Genomic DNA, 16,233 nt, shown 5'->3' on the forward strand with positions numbered 1-16,233 from the left:
GCTACCCCTTAGCCTTTACGAAACATTTTCAGCATGCGCTGAGTCACGGTGAAACCACCGAAAATATTGATACTGGCGATCAGCACTGCAATGAAGCTCAGGAAGCTGATCCAGCCGCCATGACCAATTTGCAGCAATGCCCCAACCACGATAATCCCGGAGATGGCATTGGTAACCGACATCAGCGGGGTATGCAGCGCATGGGAAACGTTCCACACGACGTAGTAACCCACCACGCAGGAGAGCGCGAAGACGGTGAAGTGGCCAAGGAACTCTTTTGGCGCGACGTCCGCCAGCCAGCCAAACAGGATAATGACCAGCGCCATGATGGCGTATTTGCGCCACGGCGACGCAGGTTTCGCTGGTTCTGCAGGCTCAGGCGCCGCTTTCGGCGCAGCCTGAGGCTGAGCGGAAACCTGTATCGGCGGTGCAGGCCAGGTAATTTCCCCTTCACGCACCACGGTCACGCCGCGCACCACCACATCATCAAAATCAACGGTGATGTTGCCGTCTTTCTCTTTGCAGAGCAGCTTCAGCAGATTAACGAGGTTCGTGCCGTACAGCTGAGAGGACTGGGTTGGCAGACGTCCTGGCAGGTCGGTATAACCGATCACCTTCACGCCGTTCGCGGTCGTCGTGACCTGATTTGGCACGGTATACTCACAGTTACCGCCGTTTTGCGCCGCCAGATCGACAATCACGCTGCCCGGCTGCATGGAATCCACCATCTCACGGGTGATCAGCTTCGGTGCCGGTTTACCCGGAATAAGCGCGGTGGTGACAATGATGTCCACCTCTTTTGCCTGCGCCGCAAAGAGCGCCATTTCCGCCTTAATAAAGGCTTCAGACATGACCTTCGCGTAACCATCACCGCTGCCCGCTTCTTCCTTGAAGTCCAGCTCAAGGAATTCGGCGCCCATACTCTGCACCTGCTCCTTCACTTCCGGCCGAGTATCAAACGCACGAACAATAGCGCCCAGGCTGTTTGCGGCCCCAATAGCAGCAAGACCTGCCACACCGGCACCAATTACCATCACCTTCGCGGGTGGTACTTTGCCTGCGGCCGTAATTTGACCGGTAAAGAAGCGACCAAACTCATGAGCAGCTTCGACAATGGCGCGATAGCCGGCAATGTTTGCCATAGAACTCAGCGCATCCAGAGACTGCGCGCGCGAAATACGCGGCACGGAATCCATCGCCATCACGGTGACACCGCGTGCCGCCAGCTTCTCCATCAGCTCCGGGTTTTGGGCTGGCCAGACAAAGCTCACAAGCGTCGTGCCCGCGTTCAGCAGTTCAATTTCACTCTCTTCCGGTGCGTTTACCTTCAGAATAATGGGTGATTGCCAGACCTCAGCACCGTCCACTACGTCCGCGCCAGCCTGAGTAAAGGCCTCGTCATCGAAACTCGCCAGTTTGCCCGCGCCGCTTTCAATCGCGACGGTAAAACCCAGTTTAAGCAGTTGCTCCACCGTTTTTGGTGTTGCCGCTACGCGGGTTTCATTGGCTAACCGTTCTTTTGGTACCCCAATACGCATAGTTTTCCCTTCCATCGGTTTGTGATGATGGTTTGTCGATAATTGCCCGCGGTTCGTATCAATTTTAACCATCGCGATAACGACGGAGAATGATTAACCCCGGAAAATAAAACAGTAACAAACTTTCTATAACCTACTGAAAATAGCGCCCGTGATCTACCGCCAGAAAACACTATTTCTTATTTTATCTGTGAAAAATAAGCGATCGGGGTCACTGACAGAGATATTTACCTTAAATTCGCCTTCAGGACCGATAAATCGCGCAAGCGAAGCGGTAAAAACATGATATAGCGCCATAAAAGAACAACTCATTAACATTAAATTAACTTGTAAAAGTCATATGCTTAATTAGTTTTTCTTGTGAAACGCCTGTTTTTTCCACATATCACAAAATGTTATCGAATCAGGTCCTTTGCTGAGCACAGGCTGTGAAAAATGCCGCAGACAGCGACGGGTGTTAAATGCCATAATCGGGACCGTCTCAAATTAACAACAACACCAGTACATGGTTTGCGCAAGGCGAAGGATTATTTTTATGAAGCTTAAGAACACACTCCTGGCGTCCGCACTTCTTTCCGCGACCGCCCTGTCAGCGAATGCTGCGACAGAGTTGACGCCGGAGCAAGCGGCAGCGTTAAAACCTTTTGACCATACGGTCATTGTGGGTCGGTATAATTCCATTGGCGATGCCGTCGCCGCCGCATCAAAAGCCGCCGATAAAAACGGCGCTGCCTCGTTTTACGTTGTTGACCAGTCCGATCAGGGCAACAGCGGTAACCAGCGCGTGACTGTTGCGCTGTACAAAGAGAATGCCCCAAAGGCAGATGAACAGAAAAACCGCGTGATTAACGGCATTGTTGAACTGCCGAAAGATCAGGCTGTTCAGCTGGAACCGTATGACACCGTGACCGTTCAGGGCTTCTACCGCAGCCAGCCTGAAGTTAACGATGCCATCACCAAAGCCGCGAGAGAAAAAGGCGCTTACGCGTTTTATATCGTGCGTCAGGTTGATGCCAACCAGGGCGGAAACCAGCGCATTACCGCCTTCATCTATAAGCAAGATGCGAAAAAACGCGTAGTGCAAAGCCCGGATGCGATTCCAGCGGATTCAGAAGCCGGTCGTGCTGCGTTAGCAAAAGGCGGTGAAGAAGCGAAGAAAGTTGAAATTCCGGGCGTAGCAACGTCTGCGGCACCAAGCGCTGAAGTGGGTCGTTTCTTTGAAACCCAATCCACCAAAGGCGGTCGTTATACCGTTACGTTACCAGACGGCACGAAAATTGAAGAGCTGAACAAAGCCACTGCCGCGCAGATGGTGCCGTTCGACAGCATCAAGTTTACGGGCAACTATGGCAACATGACAGAAATCTCCTATCAGGTGGCGAAGCGTGCTGCGAAGAAAGGCGCGAAGTATTACCACATCACCCGCCAGTGGCAGGAACGTGGCAACAACCTGACCATCAGTGCCGATCTGTACAAGTAACAAAACGGTTTCATAAAGGCGGCGCAGTGCCGCCTTTTTTGTTACTTTTTTTCTGATTTCTGCCCCATGTCATTGCATGCATCCGTCACACTCCGTAAAATCCCGCGCCTTAGCGTGATCCACCATTTTTATGCGCCTTAGCGAAATAATTATTCTGGATTTGGACTTTTCATAACAGGAAGCCAATGGAAAAGAAACTTGGCCTGAGTGCGTTAACTGCACTTGTATTGAGCTCAATGCTGGGCGCGGGCGTATTCAGTTTGCCGCAGAACATGGCGGCCGTCGCCAGCCCGGCCGCATTACTGATTGGCTGGGGCATCACCGGCGTCGGGATTTTGTTGCTGGCGTTCGCCATGCTGCTGCTGACGCGTATCCGACCGGATCTGGACGGCGGAATATTCACTTACGCCCGTGAAGGTTTTGGCGAGCTGATTGGCTTCTGCTCCGCCTGGGGCTACTGGCTGTGCGCGGTGATCGCCAACGTCTCCTATCTGGTTATCGTCTTCTCGGCGCTCAGTTTCTTTACCGATACGCCCGAACTGCGCCTGTTTGGTGACGGCAATACCTGGCAGTCCATCGTCGGCGCCTCGGTGCTGCTGTGGATTGTTCACTGGTTGATTATGCGCGGCGTTCAGACCGCGGCCAGCATTAACCTGGTGGCGACGCTGGCCAAGCTGGTGCCGCTTGGCCTGTTCGTCGTGCTGGCCTTCCTCGCCTTCCGTCTCGATGTCTTTACGCTCGATTTCAGCGGTATTGCGTTGGGCGTTCCCGTCTGGGAGCAGGTGAAAAATACCATGCTGATTACCCTGTGGGTGTTCATCGGTGTTGAAGGTGCCGTCGTGGTCTCTGCCCGCGCGCGTAACAAACGCGACGTGGGACGCGCCACGCTGCTGGCCGTCCTGGCGGCGCTGGGCGTTTATCTGCTGGTGACGCTGCTGTCGCTCGGTGTGGTGGCCCGCCCTGAACTGGCGGAGATGCGTAATCCGTCCATGGCCGGGCTGATGGTGAAAATGCTCGGTCCCTGGGGTGATGTGGTTATCGCGGCAGGTTTGATTGTCTCCGTCTGCGGCGCGTACCTGAGCTGGACCATTATGGCGGCGGAAGTTCCGTTCCTGGCCGCCACGCACAAAGCGTTCCCGCGCCTGTTTGCCCGTCAGAATAAAAACAGTGCGCCATCGGCCTCTCTGTGGCTCACCAACATCAGCGTGCAGGTCTGTCTGGTGCTGATCTGGCTCACAGGTTCGGACTATAACACGCTGCTGACCATCGCCTCCGAGATGATTCTGGTACCCTATTTCTTAGTGGGCGCATATCTGTTAAAAATTGCGACCCGCCCGGCACACTATGCGGTAGGCGTAGGTGCCTGTATTTACGGTCTATGGTTATTGTATGCTTCCGGCCCGATGCATCTGCTGCTGTCCGTGGTGCTCTACGCGCCAGGCCTGCTGGTGTTTATCTACGCTCGCCGTACGCATCAGCTTGATAATGCCCTTAAGCGCCGCGAAATGGCGTTGATAGGTTTGCTGTTAGTCGCTGCCGTACCGGCAACGTGGATGTTAATGGGATAGCGCCGCCTGTCCCATTGTTGAACTGAAAAGGAGATTACGATGGGACACACGCAGCAACGCCCAATATTGATCACTGGCGCAGGCCGTCGCATCGGCCTCGCCCTCGCCCATCACTTTCTCAATCTTCGCCATCCGGTTATCGTCAGTTACCGCACGGAATATCCCTCCATTGAAGGGCTACGACATGCCGGAGCCGTCTGCATTCAGGCGGATTTCTCCACGGATGAAGGTATTCTTGCTTTCGCGGAAAAAGTGAAATCGACCACCCGCGGGCTGCGGGCGGTTATTCACAACGCCAGTACCTGGCTTCCTGAAAAAGCAGGACATTCGCTCAGCGAAACGCTCGCCTGCATGATGCAGATCCACGTTAATGCGCCTTATCTGCTCAACCATGCCCTACAGGATCTGCTACGCGGACACGGCCATGCCGCAGGCGACATTATCCATTTCACCGATTACGTGGTGGAGCGAGGCAGCGATAAACACATCGCCTACGCGGCCAGCAAAGCCGCGCTGGATAATATGACTCGCTCGTTCGCGCGCAAGCTGGCCCCCGAGGTAAAAGTCAACGCGATTGCCCCGGCGATGATTTTATTTAACGAGGGCGATGATGCCGAGTATCGTCAGCAGGCGCTTAACAAGTCGTTGATGAAAATTGCGCCCGGCGAGAAAGAGGTGATCGACCTGATCGATTATCTGCTGACCAGCTGTTACGTCACGGGCAGGACGTTTGCCGTGGACGGTGGCCGCCCGCTGCGCTAGTGAAAGCGGCTCCAGAAGAAGATGAGCACCCAGGCGCTGAGGCTCCAGCAGACCACCGCCCCGCCCAGCGCCAGGGGCAGACGCAGAAAACCGGTGAAGTACCACAGCGACAGCAGATAGATGAAATACGGGATGATTGACCACATCCCGAATACAATGGTGGCCCGCAGCGCCTCTATACCCCGCTCAGAGGCCACAATATAGTGCGCAATTAACGCAAAGGTGGGAAACAGCGGGATAAGCCCGGCAATGTAGTAGTTCTTCGTTTTAGCCAGCACCCCAATCAGCAACACGACCAGCGCACCCAGCGCGGCTTTGATCAACAGCCCCATTCTTTTCCCTTAACAATCAAATAACATTCCCGTGCAGGATAACGGAACTCCGGCTAATTATGAAAGATTAATGGAAGGTTAAGGTTGTGCGGTGTATGTTGACGTTTTTCGCGATGACAGACGTAGTATGAATAAGATTGTTTATGTTGAAGATGAACCCGAAGTGGGTCAATTGATCGCCGCTTATCTGGGTAAACATGATATTGAAGTGGTTGTCGAACCTCGTGGCGATCGCGCTGAAGACGTCGTCACCCGCGAAAATCCGGACCTGGTGTTGCTGGACATTATGCTGCCCGGAAAAGATGGCATGACGCTTTGCCGGGATCTGCGCGCGAAATGGGACGGCCCGATCGTTCTGCTGACCTCTCTCGACAGCGATATGAATCATATTCTGTCCCTTGAGATGGGCGCGAATGACTACATCCTGAAAACCACGCCGCCGGCGGTCCTGCTTGCTCGTTTGCGCCTTCATCTGCGTCAGCGTGCCAGCGCTGAGCGTGAAGCGCCTGCGCCCTCTTTAACGCCGCATAAGGCGATGCGGTTCGGCACGCTTTCTATCGACCCGGTCAACCGACAGGTTATGCTTTCCGGGGAGCTGATTGCGCTCTCAACCGCAGATTTTGACCTGCTGTGGGAGCTGGCAACTCATGCCGGGCAAATTATGGACCGGGATGCATTGTTGAAAAATCTGCGCGGCGTAAGTTACGACGGAATGGATCGTAGCGTTGATGTGGCGATTTCTCGCCTGCGAAAAAAACTGCAGGACAGCGCCACCGAGCCCTACCGCATTAAAACCGTACGTAATAAGGGCTACCTGTTTGCCCCGCACGCATGGGAAACCTGAAAAAAAACTACACAGTAAATTTCGAAAAATAACTTGCGATGCATCAGGAATGTTATCGGTATACGTCGTAAGTTTTCGATTATATGCATCGTTAGTCATGAAATATCCCTTGATCACATTCCTCTTACCTGTTCAATTTCGATGTGCATTTTTCGCGTAAACAAAAGTAGCTCTAATGTATTTCATTGCTATAGTACAATATATATTCAGCAGTTCAGGAACCATCATCGATCAAAAATCCGTCACTTAAATGCACATTGTGTTAAAAATGAACTTTACAATTGACTAAATTATTATCTTATCCTTATGAAAACAAAGGGGATATAGTTATCATATAAATAATATCGATCTTTTTCAATAGCTTACGCGTTTGCAGAAATCTAATTCTCATGCTAAACCTTATACTCTCTCAATTATTTAATGAACGAGGTATAGCAATGTCATGGAGAGTCATTAGCTCGGTAATTTGTCCTAACACGGGAATCGTTTATTCAAGCATCTTGGGACTCAAGTTCTTGAAACTCATCATTTGGTATGAAAGCGATGTCTATTTGTACCCCGGCGATAGGATATATCCGACAAAGAATGGCGTCTTCATTAATGGCGTTTTCAAGCCAATATCGATATACAACATCTCCCCTTACAACGAGATGTTATGGAGTGAAATTAAAAACAAGATGGCCTGCCCATACAATCGAAACCAGGAAGAGGAGATATGTACCTACACGGTGCATTGCAACGCGCGTAAGTGTCCGCATGGGTTTATCACGAATCCACTGATTGTCAGCACAGTCAAATCCAGACATTAACGAATGTTGGTAATGTTCAGGTTACAAAGATAAGTATCTTTGTCGCACCGTTTGCGCCGGATACCTCTCACTGGTAAACGCCATAAATAAAGCCACCCGCAGGTGGCCTTTGTCATTGTTATTCTGATTCACAAATACTCTCAATCGCAAATAAACTCGTATAGCGAAGCGTAAACGGATTACCCGGGCATTGATGGAATAAAGCGATGCCGTGTTTTATTACCTTTCGACGAATACCCCTTTTCAACTCATCATGCCTGACTTGCGCCCATAGCGACCCTGCTGGTAAAAGACGTGTAGTGAAGCCCCTGTTTCGGTGAAATTAATGAAGAAGCTGTTTGTTCAGTTTTATTTACTGCTGTTTGTCTGCTTTCTGGTGATGACCATGCTGGTCGGGCTGGTCTATAAGTTCACCGCAGAGCGTGCGGGCAGACAATCCCTGGACGATCTGATGAAAAGCTCGCTCTACCTGATGCGTAGCGAGCTGCGCGAAATTCCTCCGCATGACTGGGCACGTACGTTAAAAGAGCTGGATCTGAATCTGTCGTTTGATCTGCGTATCGAACCCATGAAGGATTTTGATTTAGCGCCGCCGGCGATGCAGCGTTTGCGCGACGGAGACATCGTCGCCCTGGACGAGAAATATACCTTCATTCAGCGTATTCCACGCAGCCACTATGTCCTGGCCGTCGGGCCAGTGCCCTATCTCTATTACCTGCACCAGATGCGCCTGCTGGATCTCGCCCTGCTGGGCTTTATTGCCATCTCGCTCGCTTTCCCTGTGTTCATCTGGATGCGACCGCACTGGCAGGACATGCTGAAACTGGAATCCGCCGCACAGCGTTTTGGGGAGGGTCATTTAACTGAACGCATACATTTCGACAGTGGTTCCAGTTTTGACCGTCTCGGTATTGCCTTTAACCAGATGGCCGATAACATCAACGCCCTGATTGCCAGCAAGAAGCAGCTTATCGACGGCATTGCGCATGAACTGCGCACTCCGCTGGTACGCCTGCGTTATCGCCTGGAGATGAGCGAGAACCTCACCGCCGCGGAATCGCAGGCCCTCAATCGGGATATTGGCCAGCTTGAAGCGCTGATTGAAGAGCTGCTGACCTATGCCCGCCTCGATCGGCCTCAGACGGAGTTGCACCTCAGTACGCCGGATCTTCCCGTCTGGCTACAGACGCATATTAACGATGTGCAGAGCGTTAACCCTCAGCGAAAACTGCTGACAGCCATTACCCCCGGCGCGTACGGCGCGCTGGACATGCGCCTGATGGAACGCGTGCTGGATAATCTGATGAACAACGCCATGCGCTACAGCGAAACCACGCTGCGCATAGGTTTAGATTTGCAGGGGAGCCAGGCAATTCTGTGTGTGGAAGACGATGGCCCCGGTATTGAGCCAGCGGAGCGTGAAAAAGTTTTCGAGCCGTTTGTGCGCCTCGACCCCAGCCGCGACCGTGCTACCGGCGGCTGTGGTCTGGGGCTGGCTATTGTCCGTTCTATTGCCCAGGCGATGGGCGGTTCGGTTCGCTGCGAAGCGAGCGAGCTGGGCGGGGCCCGGTTCGTCTTTAGCTGGCCGATCTATCACAACATTCCTCTTCCCGTACCTGCCTGAACTAAACCGCACGCTGGCCTGACCCGGCGTGTTGTGCTATATCAGTAGTATGTTGTAACTAATTAAGGGCTATTATGGCGACTTACGATCTCATCGAAAGGCTTAACACCACATTTCGGGAAATAGAGCAGGCGTTACTGACCCTGACGGCGCAACTACAGGGCTGCCGCCTGCTGGCCGCCCGCGTCTTTTCCCTGCCCGAGGTGGCGAAAGGCGCGGAACACGACCCGCTGAACACCATTGAGGTAACGCAGCATATCGGTAAAGTGGCGCTGGAACTGACGTTGCAGCACTATCGCCGCCTTTTCATCCAGCAGCAGTCCGAAAATCGCAGCAGTAAGGCCGCCGTTCGCCTGCCCGGCGTCATCTGTCTGCAAACGGATACCGCAACACGTGAAGCCATTGAGGCGCAAATTACGCATATTAATACGCTGAAAGCCGCCTTCGAGAAAATCGTGACCGTTGAGTCCGGGCTGGCACCGGCTGCCCGTTTTGAATGGGTGCATCGCCAGCTTCCGGGGCTGATCACCCTGAATGCTTACCGCACGCTGACGGTACTGCGCCACCCCGCCACGCTGCGCTTCGGCTGGGCCAACAAGCACATCATTAAAAACTTCACGCGCGACGAGATCCTGGCTCAGCTGGAGAAAAGTCTGAAATCGCCGCGAACGGTCGCCCCGTGGTCGCGGGAACAGTGGATTGAACGGCTGGAGCAGGAGTACCACAGCATTGCCTCCCTGCCGGCTGATACCCGTCTTAAAATAAAGCGTCCGGTGAAGGTGCAGCCTATCGCTCGTGTCTGGTATGCCGGACAGCAAAAGCAGGTGCAATACGCCTGCCCGACACCGCTGATTGCGCTCTACGATGCCGATCAGGGTGCGGTGGTGCCGGATATCGGAGAACTGCTGAACTACGATGCTGAAAACGTTCAGCATCGCTATAAACCCCAGGCGCAGCCGCTACAGCTGATTATCCCGCGGCTGCACCTGTATGTGGCGCAGTGATTACCTGATGCTGCCCACCATCGCTTCCGGGCGGACCCAGGCATCAAACTCGGCGTCCGTCAGGTAGCCCAGCGCCAGCGCAGAGGCTTTCAGGGTAAGCCCCTCTTTGTGCGCTTTTTTAGCGATTTCGGCCGCTTTGTCATAACCAATATGGGTGTTTAGCGCCGTGACCAGCATCAGGGACTCATTCAGCAGCTGGCTGATTCGCTCGCGATTAGGCTCAATGCCCACCGCGCAGTGCTCGTTAAAGCTCTCCATGCCATCGGCCAGCAGACGAATCGATTGCAGTACGTTGTGGATCACCATCGGGCGATAGACGTTAAGCTCGAAGTTACCCGACGCGCCGCCCATGTTGACCGCAACGTCATTACCCATCACCTGACAACACAGCATGGTCATGGCTTCGCACTGTGTCGGGTTTACTTTACCCGGCATAATGGAGCTGCCCGGCTCGTTTTCCGGAATGCTGATTTCGCCGATGCCGCAGCGCGGGCCGGAGGCCAGCCAGCGCACGTCGTTGGCGATTTTCATCAGCGAGGCTGCCAGCCCTTTCAGCGCGCCATGGGTATGGACCAGAGCATCACAGGTCGCCAGCGCTTCGAATTTATTCGGGGCGGTAACAAACGGCTGCCCGGTGATCTTCGCCAGCTCTTCGGCCACACGCACCGCGTACTCGGGATGGGTGTTTAACCCGGTTCCAACCGCCGTTCCGCCGAGCGCCAGCTCCGCCAGATGCGGCAGGCTGTTGTCTATATGCTTAAGATTGTGCTCCAGCATCGCCACCCAGCCGGAGATCTCCTGGCCAAGCGTCAGCGGCGTGGCGTCCTGCAGGTGCGTACGACCAATTTTTACAATGTCGCCGAAAGCCTGCGCTTTCTCGTTAAGCGTAGATTTGAGCACGTTGAGTTGCGGGATAAGCTGCTCGCGGATAGCGATGACGGCCGCCACGTGCATGGCCGTCGGGAACACGTCGTTGGAACTCTGGCTTTTATTCACGTCATCGTTCGGGTGAACCTTCCGCTCCATGCCGCGTACGCCGCCAAGCAGCTCGCTTGCGCGGTTCGCCAGCACCTCGTTCATGTTCATGTTGCTCTGGGTGCCTGAGCCGGTCTGCCAGATGGCAAGGGGGAATTCGTCGGGATGTTTGCCCGCCAGCACTTCGTCGGCGGCATTGATGATGGCGGAGGCTTTATCGGCATCCAGCAGGCCCAGATCCTGATTGACTTTGGCGGCAGCGCGTTTGGTCAACGCCAGCGCCTGGATTAGCGAGACGGGCATTTTCTCTGTCGAAATGCGGAAATGCTCCAGCGAACGCTGGGTTTGCGCGCCCCATAGCTTGTCGGCCGGGACGTCGATGGCGCCCATGGAGTCTTTCTCGCGGCGATGCATTGTCATTACTTACTCCTTGATAACAAAGATGGGATTGCTCACATGCTTAAGAGATAAGTATTGATGACTTCTGAGAAACGTTATGGCGCTTTGTGCGCTCTTTTTGATGTCGGGTGGCGGCTGCGCCTTACCCGACCTACGAGAATGTAGGCCGGGTAAGCGTCAGCGCCACCCGGCAATTTACAGAATTACTTCACACACGCCGAACACTGGGAAGACTGGATCTGTTTGAAGAAGTCGTTACCTTTGTCATCCACAAGAATGAACGCCGGGAAGTCTTCCACTTCAATTTTCCAGATCGCTTCCATACCCAGTTCCGGGTACTCCACGCACTCCAGGCTCTTGATACTGCCCTGTGCCAGCACCGCTGCCGGGCCGCCGATGCTGCCGAGGTAGAAGCCGCCGTGCTTGTGGCACGCGTCCGTCACCTGCTGGCTGCGGTTGCCTTTCGCCAGCATGATCATGCTGCCACCGTTGGCCTGCAACTGGTCGACGTAGGAGTCCATACGGCCCGCCGTGGTTGGGCCTAACGAGCCGGAAGCATACCCATCAGGCGTTTTTGCCGGGCCTGCGTAGTAGATCGGGTGATCTTTAATGTACTGCGGCAGCCCTTCACCGTTGTCCATGCGCTCTTTCAGCTTCGCATGGGCGATGTCGCGGCCCACGATAATCGTCCCGTTCAGGGAAAGGCGCGTTGAAACCGGATACTGCGAAAGCTGCGCCAGGATCTCCTTCATCGGGCGATTCAGGTCAACGCGTACCGCTTCGCCCTCACCCGCTTTACGCAGTTCTTCAGGGATGTATTTGCCCGGGTTGTTCTCCAGCTTTTCGATCCAGATGCCGTCGCGGTTGATCTTCGCTTTGATGTTACGATCCGCAGAGCACGACACGCCCATCCCCACTGGACAAGATGCACCGTGGCGCGGGAGGCGGATCACGCGAATGTCATGCGCGAAGTATTTGCCGCCAAACTGCGCGCCCAGCCCCAGATTCTGCGCTTCGGCCAGCAATTCCTGCTCAAGCTGCACGTCGCGGAACGCCTGACCATGTTCGTTACCTTCCGTTGGCAGGCCATCGTAGTATTTGGTTGAGGCCAGCTTAACGGTTTTCAGGGTGCTTTCAGCAGACGTGCCGCCAATCACAAACGCGATATGGTACGGCGGGCAGGCCGCAGTGCCGAGGGTGCGCATCTTCTCAACCAGATAGTTCTTCAGCTTGCCCGGGGTAAGCAGCGCTTTGGTTTCCTGGTAAAGATAGGTTTTGTTGGCTGAACCACCGCCTTTGGCAATGCAGAGGAATTTGTACTCGTCACCGTCGACGCTGTAGAGGTCAATCTGCGCAGGCAGGTTGGTGCCGGTGTTCACCTCTTTGTACATATCCAGCGCCGCGTTTTGCGAATAGCGCAGGTTGTCTTCGGTATAGGTGTTGTAGACGCCGCGCGCAAGCGCCGCTTCGTCACCGCCGCCGGTCCAGACGCGCTGGCCTTTTTTACCGGTGATAATCGCCGTGCCGGTGTCCTGGCAGGTCGGCAGAATGCCTTTCGCCGCGATATCAGAGTTACGCAGGAATTGCAGGGCAACGTATTTGTCGTTCTCGCTGGCTTCCGGGTCGCTCAGAATATCGGCAACCTGCTGCTGATGCGCCGGACGGAGCATAAAGGAAGCATCGTGGAAGGCTTGCTGCGCCAGCAGCGTCAGCGCCTGCGGGTCAACTTTGAGGATCTCCTGCCCTTCAAACTCAGAGACAGAAACGTAATCGCGGGTTAACAGGTAATACTCGGTCCGATCCTGACTGAGGGGGAAAGGATCCTGATAATGGAAGGGTTTATTCGACATTGTTCTCTCACTTACTGCTTCGGTCTGTTTATTCAGGGCAGATGTTCCGCTGCCCGGCTTAAAAGCGAGTCAGCTTATCCTACACAATTTTTTAACAAAAACTGAGACTAGTACGACTTTTTACATCCGCAGGTTACTTCCATTCGGTTTATTGCTTTAATACGCGAAGTTAATTCCACATATGAATCAGGGCTTGATAATGCAAAAACTCATCAACTCAGTGCAAAACTACGCCTGGGGAAGTCAAACTGCGTTAACGGATCTCTACGGTATCGCCAACCCGGACAACCTGCCGATGGCAGAGCTGTGGATGGGCGCGCACCCGAAGAGCAGCTCAAAAATTGAAGATGCCAGCGGCCAGGTGCGCAGCCTGCGTGATGTCATCGATGCCGACAAAGCCGCGCTGCTCGGCGATAAAGTGGCGAATCGTTTTGGTGAGCTGCCTTTTCTGTTCAAGGTATTGTGCGCCGACCAGCCGCTCTCCATTCAGGTTCACCCGAACAAAAAAGCCTCTGAGCTGGGCTTTGCCAAAGAAAATGCCGCCGGTATTCCGTTAGACGCCGCAGAGCGTAACTACAAAGATCCTAACCACAAGCCGGAACTGGTTTTCGCCCTTACCCCTTTCCTGGCGATGAATGCCTTCCGCGAGTTTTCCGAGATCATATCCCTGCTGCAACCGGTCGCTGGGGCTCACAACGCGATCGCCCACTTCCTGGAAAACCCGAACGCAGAAGCCCTGAGCGCGCTGTTTGCCAGCCTGCTGAATATGCAGGGCGAGGAAAAATCCCACGCGCTGGCGGTGCTGAAAGCCGCGCTGAACGACCAGCGGGGTGAGCCATGGGACACCATTCGCGTAATTTCCGCGTTTTATCCGGACGACAGCGGCCTCTTCTCTCCGCTGCTGCTGAACGTGGTGAAGCTCAACCCGGGCGAAGCAATGTTCCTGTTCGCTGAAACCCCGCACGCCTACCTGAACGGCGTGGCGCTGGAGGTGATGGCTAACTCCGATAACGTACTGCGCGCGGGCCTGACGCCAAAATACATCGACATCCCTGAGCTGGTTGCCAACGTGAAGTTCGTGGCGAAACCTGCTGCGGAGCTGCTTACTCAGCCGGTGAAAAACGGCGCAGAGCTGGACTTCCCGATTCCGGTTGACGATTTTGCCTTCTCCCTGCATGACCTCAGCGCAGACGAAACCGCCATTGCACAGGAGAGCGCCGCGATCCTGTTCTGTGTGGAAGGCGAAGCGACGTTGCATAACGGTAGCGAGCGTCTGCTGCTTAAACCGGGGGAGTCCGCTTTTGTCCCGGCAAACGAGTCGCCTGTCTTCGTGAGCGGCACTGGTCGCCTGGCGCGCGTTTTTAATAAGCTTTAGGGACTTACTGAATTTTTTAACAACTCTTGCTAAGCTAGTAACAGGCGTTGTAACACCAGGCGGTTTTAACCGCCTGGTTTCATTTTAGGGATAATCGCAATGAAAAAATCGGTCGTAGCGGTAGGAGTGATTGTTGCTTTAGGCGTGATCTGGACGGGTGCTTCCTGGTATACCGGGAAACAGCTGGAAAGCCGTCTGGCAGAGATGATGGCGCAGGCAAACAGCGAAATTAAGCGCAGCGCGCCTGAAGCAGGTCTGGAGCTGAGCTACCAGAACTACCAGCGTGGCGTCTTTACCAGCCATATGCAGGTGGTGGTGAAGCCGGTAGCGGGCAATCAGAACGCCTGGCTGAAACCGGGCCAGAGCGTGGTACTGGATGAAGTGGTCAGCCACGGTCCGTTCCCGCTGGCACAGTTGAAAAAGTTTAACCTGATCCCCTCTATGGCATCCGCCAGAACCGTACTGGTAAATAACGAGGTGACGAAGCCAATTTTCGATATGGCGAAAAATGAGTCGCCGTTCGAGATCAATACCCGCATCAGCTATGCCGGTGATACGCGTTCCGACATCGACCTGAAAGCCCTGAATTACGAACAAGGCACCGATAAAGTCGCCTTCAGCGGCGGTAATTTCCAGCTTGATGCCGATCGCGACGGCAAGAATGTCTCTCTGACCGGCGATGCCGCCAGCGGCCTGGTGAATTCAGTCAATGAATATAACCAGAAGGTTCAGCTCACCTTTAACAACCTGAAAGCCAGCGGCAATAGCCGTATGACCGATTTTGACGAGCGTATTGGCGATCAGAAGCTGAGCCTCGATAAGATCGCCATTGCGATTGAAGGTAAAGAGATGGCAGTGCTGGAAGGCATGGATCTGGACGGCAAGTCTGACGTTTCCAAAGACGGTAAAAGCATCAACACCCAGCTGGATTACAGCCTGAAAAGCCTGAAAGTACAGAATCAGGACCTGGGTACCGGCAAGCTGTCACTGAAAATTGGCAACATTGACGGCCAGGCATGGCACGAATTTAGCCAGAAATACAGCAAAGAGAGTCAGGCTCTGCTGACCGATGCCGCCCTGCAACAGAACCCGCAGGCGTACCAGCAGCAGGCGATGGCCGTGCTGTTTAATAACCTGCCGATCCTGCTGAAAGGCGAGCCGGTAATTACCGTTGCGCCACTGAGCTGGAAAAACGACAAAGGCGAAACCAACTTCAACCTGTCGCTGTTCCTGAAGGATCCGGCGGCCGCGACCGGCGAGCCGCAGACCCTGGCGCAGGAAGTTGACCGCAGCGTGAAATCGCTCGACAGCAAGCTGACCATCCCGATGGATATGGCAACCGAGTTCATGACGCAGATTGCGAAACTCGAAGGGTATGGTGAAGAAGATGCAGGTAAACTGGCAAACCAACAGGTGAAAGGCCTGGCGGCGATGGGCCAGATGTTCCGCATCACGAAGGTGGAAGACAACACCATTTCCACCAGCCTGCAATATGCTAATGGCCAGGTAACGCTCAACGGCGACAAAATGCCGCTGGAAGATTTTGTCGGCATGTTTGGTATGCCGACGCTGGGCATTCCGGCACCGGCTGAACCGGCAGCGCCGCCAGCAGTACCGCAGCAGTAAACGAAAAACCCCTCGCATGAGGGGTTTTTTATTGCCGGGCGATGTGC

The 16,233-nt window shown here is 54.2% G+C and carries 13 protein-coding genes; 9 read left to right on the top strand and 4 right to left on the bottom strand.

From position 1 onward, the window contains the following. Positions 1 to 8: 8 nt before the first annotated feature. Positions 9 to 1,538 (bottom strand): Re/Si-specific NAD(P)(+) transhydrogenase subunit alpha, encoded by a 1,530-nt coding sequence (gene pntA, locus AC4OVS_RS12400; RefSeq protein ID WP_017384575.1) that lies wholly within the window; start codon positions 1,536 to 1,538, stop codon positions 9 to 11. A 535-nt stretch (positions 1,539 to 2,073) separates the two neighbouring features. On the opposite strand from pntA, the gene ydgH reads away from it, so the two are divergent. The 3 genes from ydgH to folM all read left to right on the top strand — a co-directional run bounded on the left by ydgH (position 2,074) and on the right by folM (position 5,348). Next, the gene (ydgH, locus tag AC4OVS_RS12405; protein WP_022647937.1) at positions 2,074 to 3,018 is read left to right on the top strand and encodes a DUF1471 family protein YdgH; all 945 of its coding nucleotides are present in this window, start codon (positions 2,074 to 2,076) and stop codon (positions 3,016 to 3,018) included. Between the two features lie 185 nt (positions 3,019 to 3,203). Continuing rightward, positions 3,204 to 4,586, top strand: coding sequence for an amino acid permease (locus AC4OVS_RS12410; RefSeq protein ID WP_063841947.1), 1,383 nt, complete (start codon positions 3,204 to 3,206; stop codon positions 4,584 to 4,586). A 39-nt stretch (positions 4,587 to 4,625) separates the two neighbouring features. Then, complete coding sequence (gene folM, locus AC4OVS_RS12415; RefSeq protein ID WP_023306085.1) at positions 4,626 to 5,348, top strand: dihydromonapterin reductase; 723 nt, start codon at positions 4,626 to 4,628, stop codon at positions 5,346 to 5,348. Here the strand turns inward: folM and AC4OVS_RS12420 are convergent. After that, the gene (locus AC4OVS_RS12420; protein ID WP_022647934.1) at positions 5,345 to 5,680 is read right to left on the bottom strand and encodes a GlpM family protein; all 336 of its coding nucleotides are present in this window, start codon (positions 5,678 to 5,680) and stop codon (positions 5,345 to 5,347) included. The two genes, folM and AC4OVS_RS12420, sit on opposite strands and share 4 nt — an antisense overlap. A 127-nt stretch (positions 5,681 to 5,807) precedes the next feature. Here AC4OVS_RS12420 and rstA point away from each other — a divergent pair, with 127 nt between their 5' ends. The 4 genes from rstA (at position 5,808) to tus (ending at position 9,961) form a co-directional block, all read left to right on the top strand. Then, entirely contained in the window at positions 5,808 to 6,524 is a 717-nt protein-coding gene (gene rstA, locus AC4OVS_RS12425; protein WP_032671147.1) for a two-component system response regulator RstA, read from the top strand. 437 nt (positions 6,525 to 6,961) lie between these two features. Next, the gene (iraM, locus tag AC4OVS_RS12430) at positions 6,962 to 7,333 is read left to right on the top strand and encodes an anti-adapter protein IraM (protein WP_491922462.1); all 372 of its coding nucleotides are present in this window, start codon (positions 6,962 to 6,964) and stop codon (positions 7,331 to 7,333) included. Between the two features lie 325 nt (positions 7,334 to 7,658). Continuing rightward, a complete protein-coding gene (gene rstB, locus AC4OVS_RS12435; protein WP_063145994.1) occupies positions 7,659 to 8,957 on the top strand; it encodes a two-component system sensor histidine kinase RstB in 1,299 nt (432 codons plus the stop codon). A 74-nt stretch (positions 8,958 to 9,031) separates the two neighbouring features. Next, positions 9,032 to 9,961, top strand: a complete 930-nt coding sequence (gene tus, locus AC4OVS_RS12440) for a DNA replication terminus site-binding protein (protein ID WP_022647930.1) — start codon at positions 9,032 to 9,034, stop codon at positions 9,959 to 9,961. Here tus and fumC read toward each other — a convergent pair whose 3' ends face one another. Together fumC and fumA are read right to left on the bottom strand one after the other, a co-directional pair. Then, complete coding sequence (gene fumC / locus AC4OVS_RS12445) at positions 9,962 to 11,356, bottom strand: class II fumarate hydratase (RefSeq protein ID WP_022647929.1); 1,395 nt, start codon at positions 11,354 to 11,356, stop codon at positions 9,962 to 9,964. A gap of 182 nt (positions 11,357 to 11,538) precedes the next feature. Further along, the gene (gene fumA / locus AC4OVS_RS12450) at positions 11,539 to 13,185 is read right to left on the bottom strand and encodes a class I fumarate hydratase FumA (protein ID WP_069596496.1); all 1,647 of its coding nucleotides are present in this window, start codon (positions 13,183 to 13,185) and stop codon (positions 11,539 to 11,541) included. Between the two features lie 199 nt (positions 13,186 to 13,384). Between fumA and manA the strand changes: the two genes are divergently transcribed. Together manA and AC4OVS_RS12460 are read left to right on the top strand one after the other, a co-directional pair. Then, entirely contained in the window at positions 13,385 to 14,560 is a 1,176-nt protein-coding gene (manA, locus tag AC4OVS_RS12455) for a mannose-6-phosphate isomerase (RefSeq protein WP_491922463.1), read from the top strand. Between the two features lie 99 nt (positions 14,561 to 14,659). Continuing rightward, positions 14,660 to 16,186 carry a YdgA family protein gene (locus tag AC4OVS_RS12460; protein ID WP_022647926.1) on the top strand — a complete coding sequence of 509 codons (1,527 nt, stop codon included), beginning with the start codon at positions 14,660 to 14,662 and terminating at the stop codon, positions 16,184 to 16,186. The last annotated feature ends 47 nt before the right edge of the window (positions 16,187 to 16,233 follow it).

It is taken from the genome of Enterobacter sp. 4974935 (genome assembly GCF_058661735.1).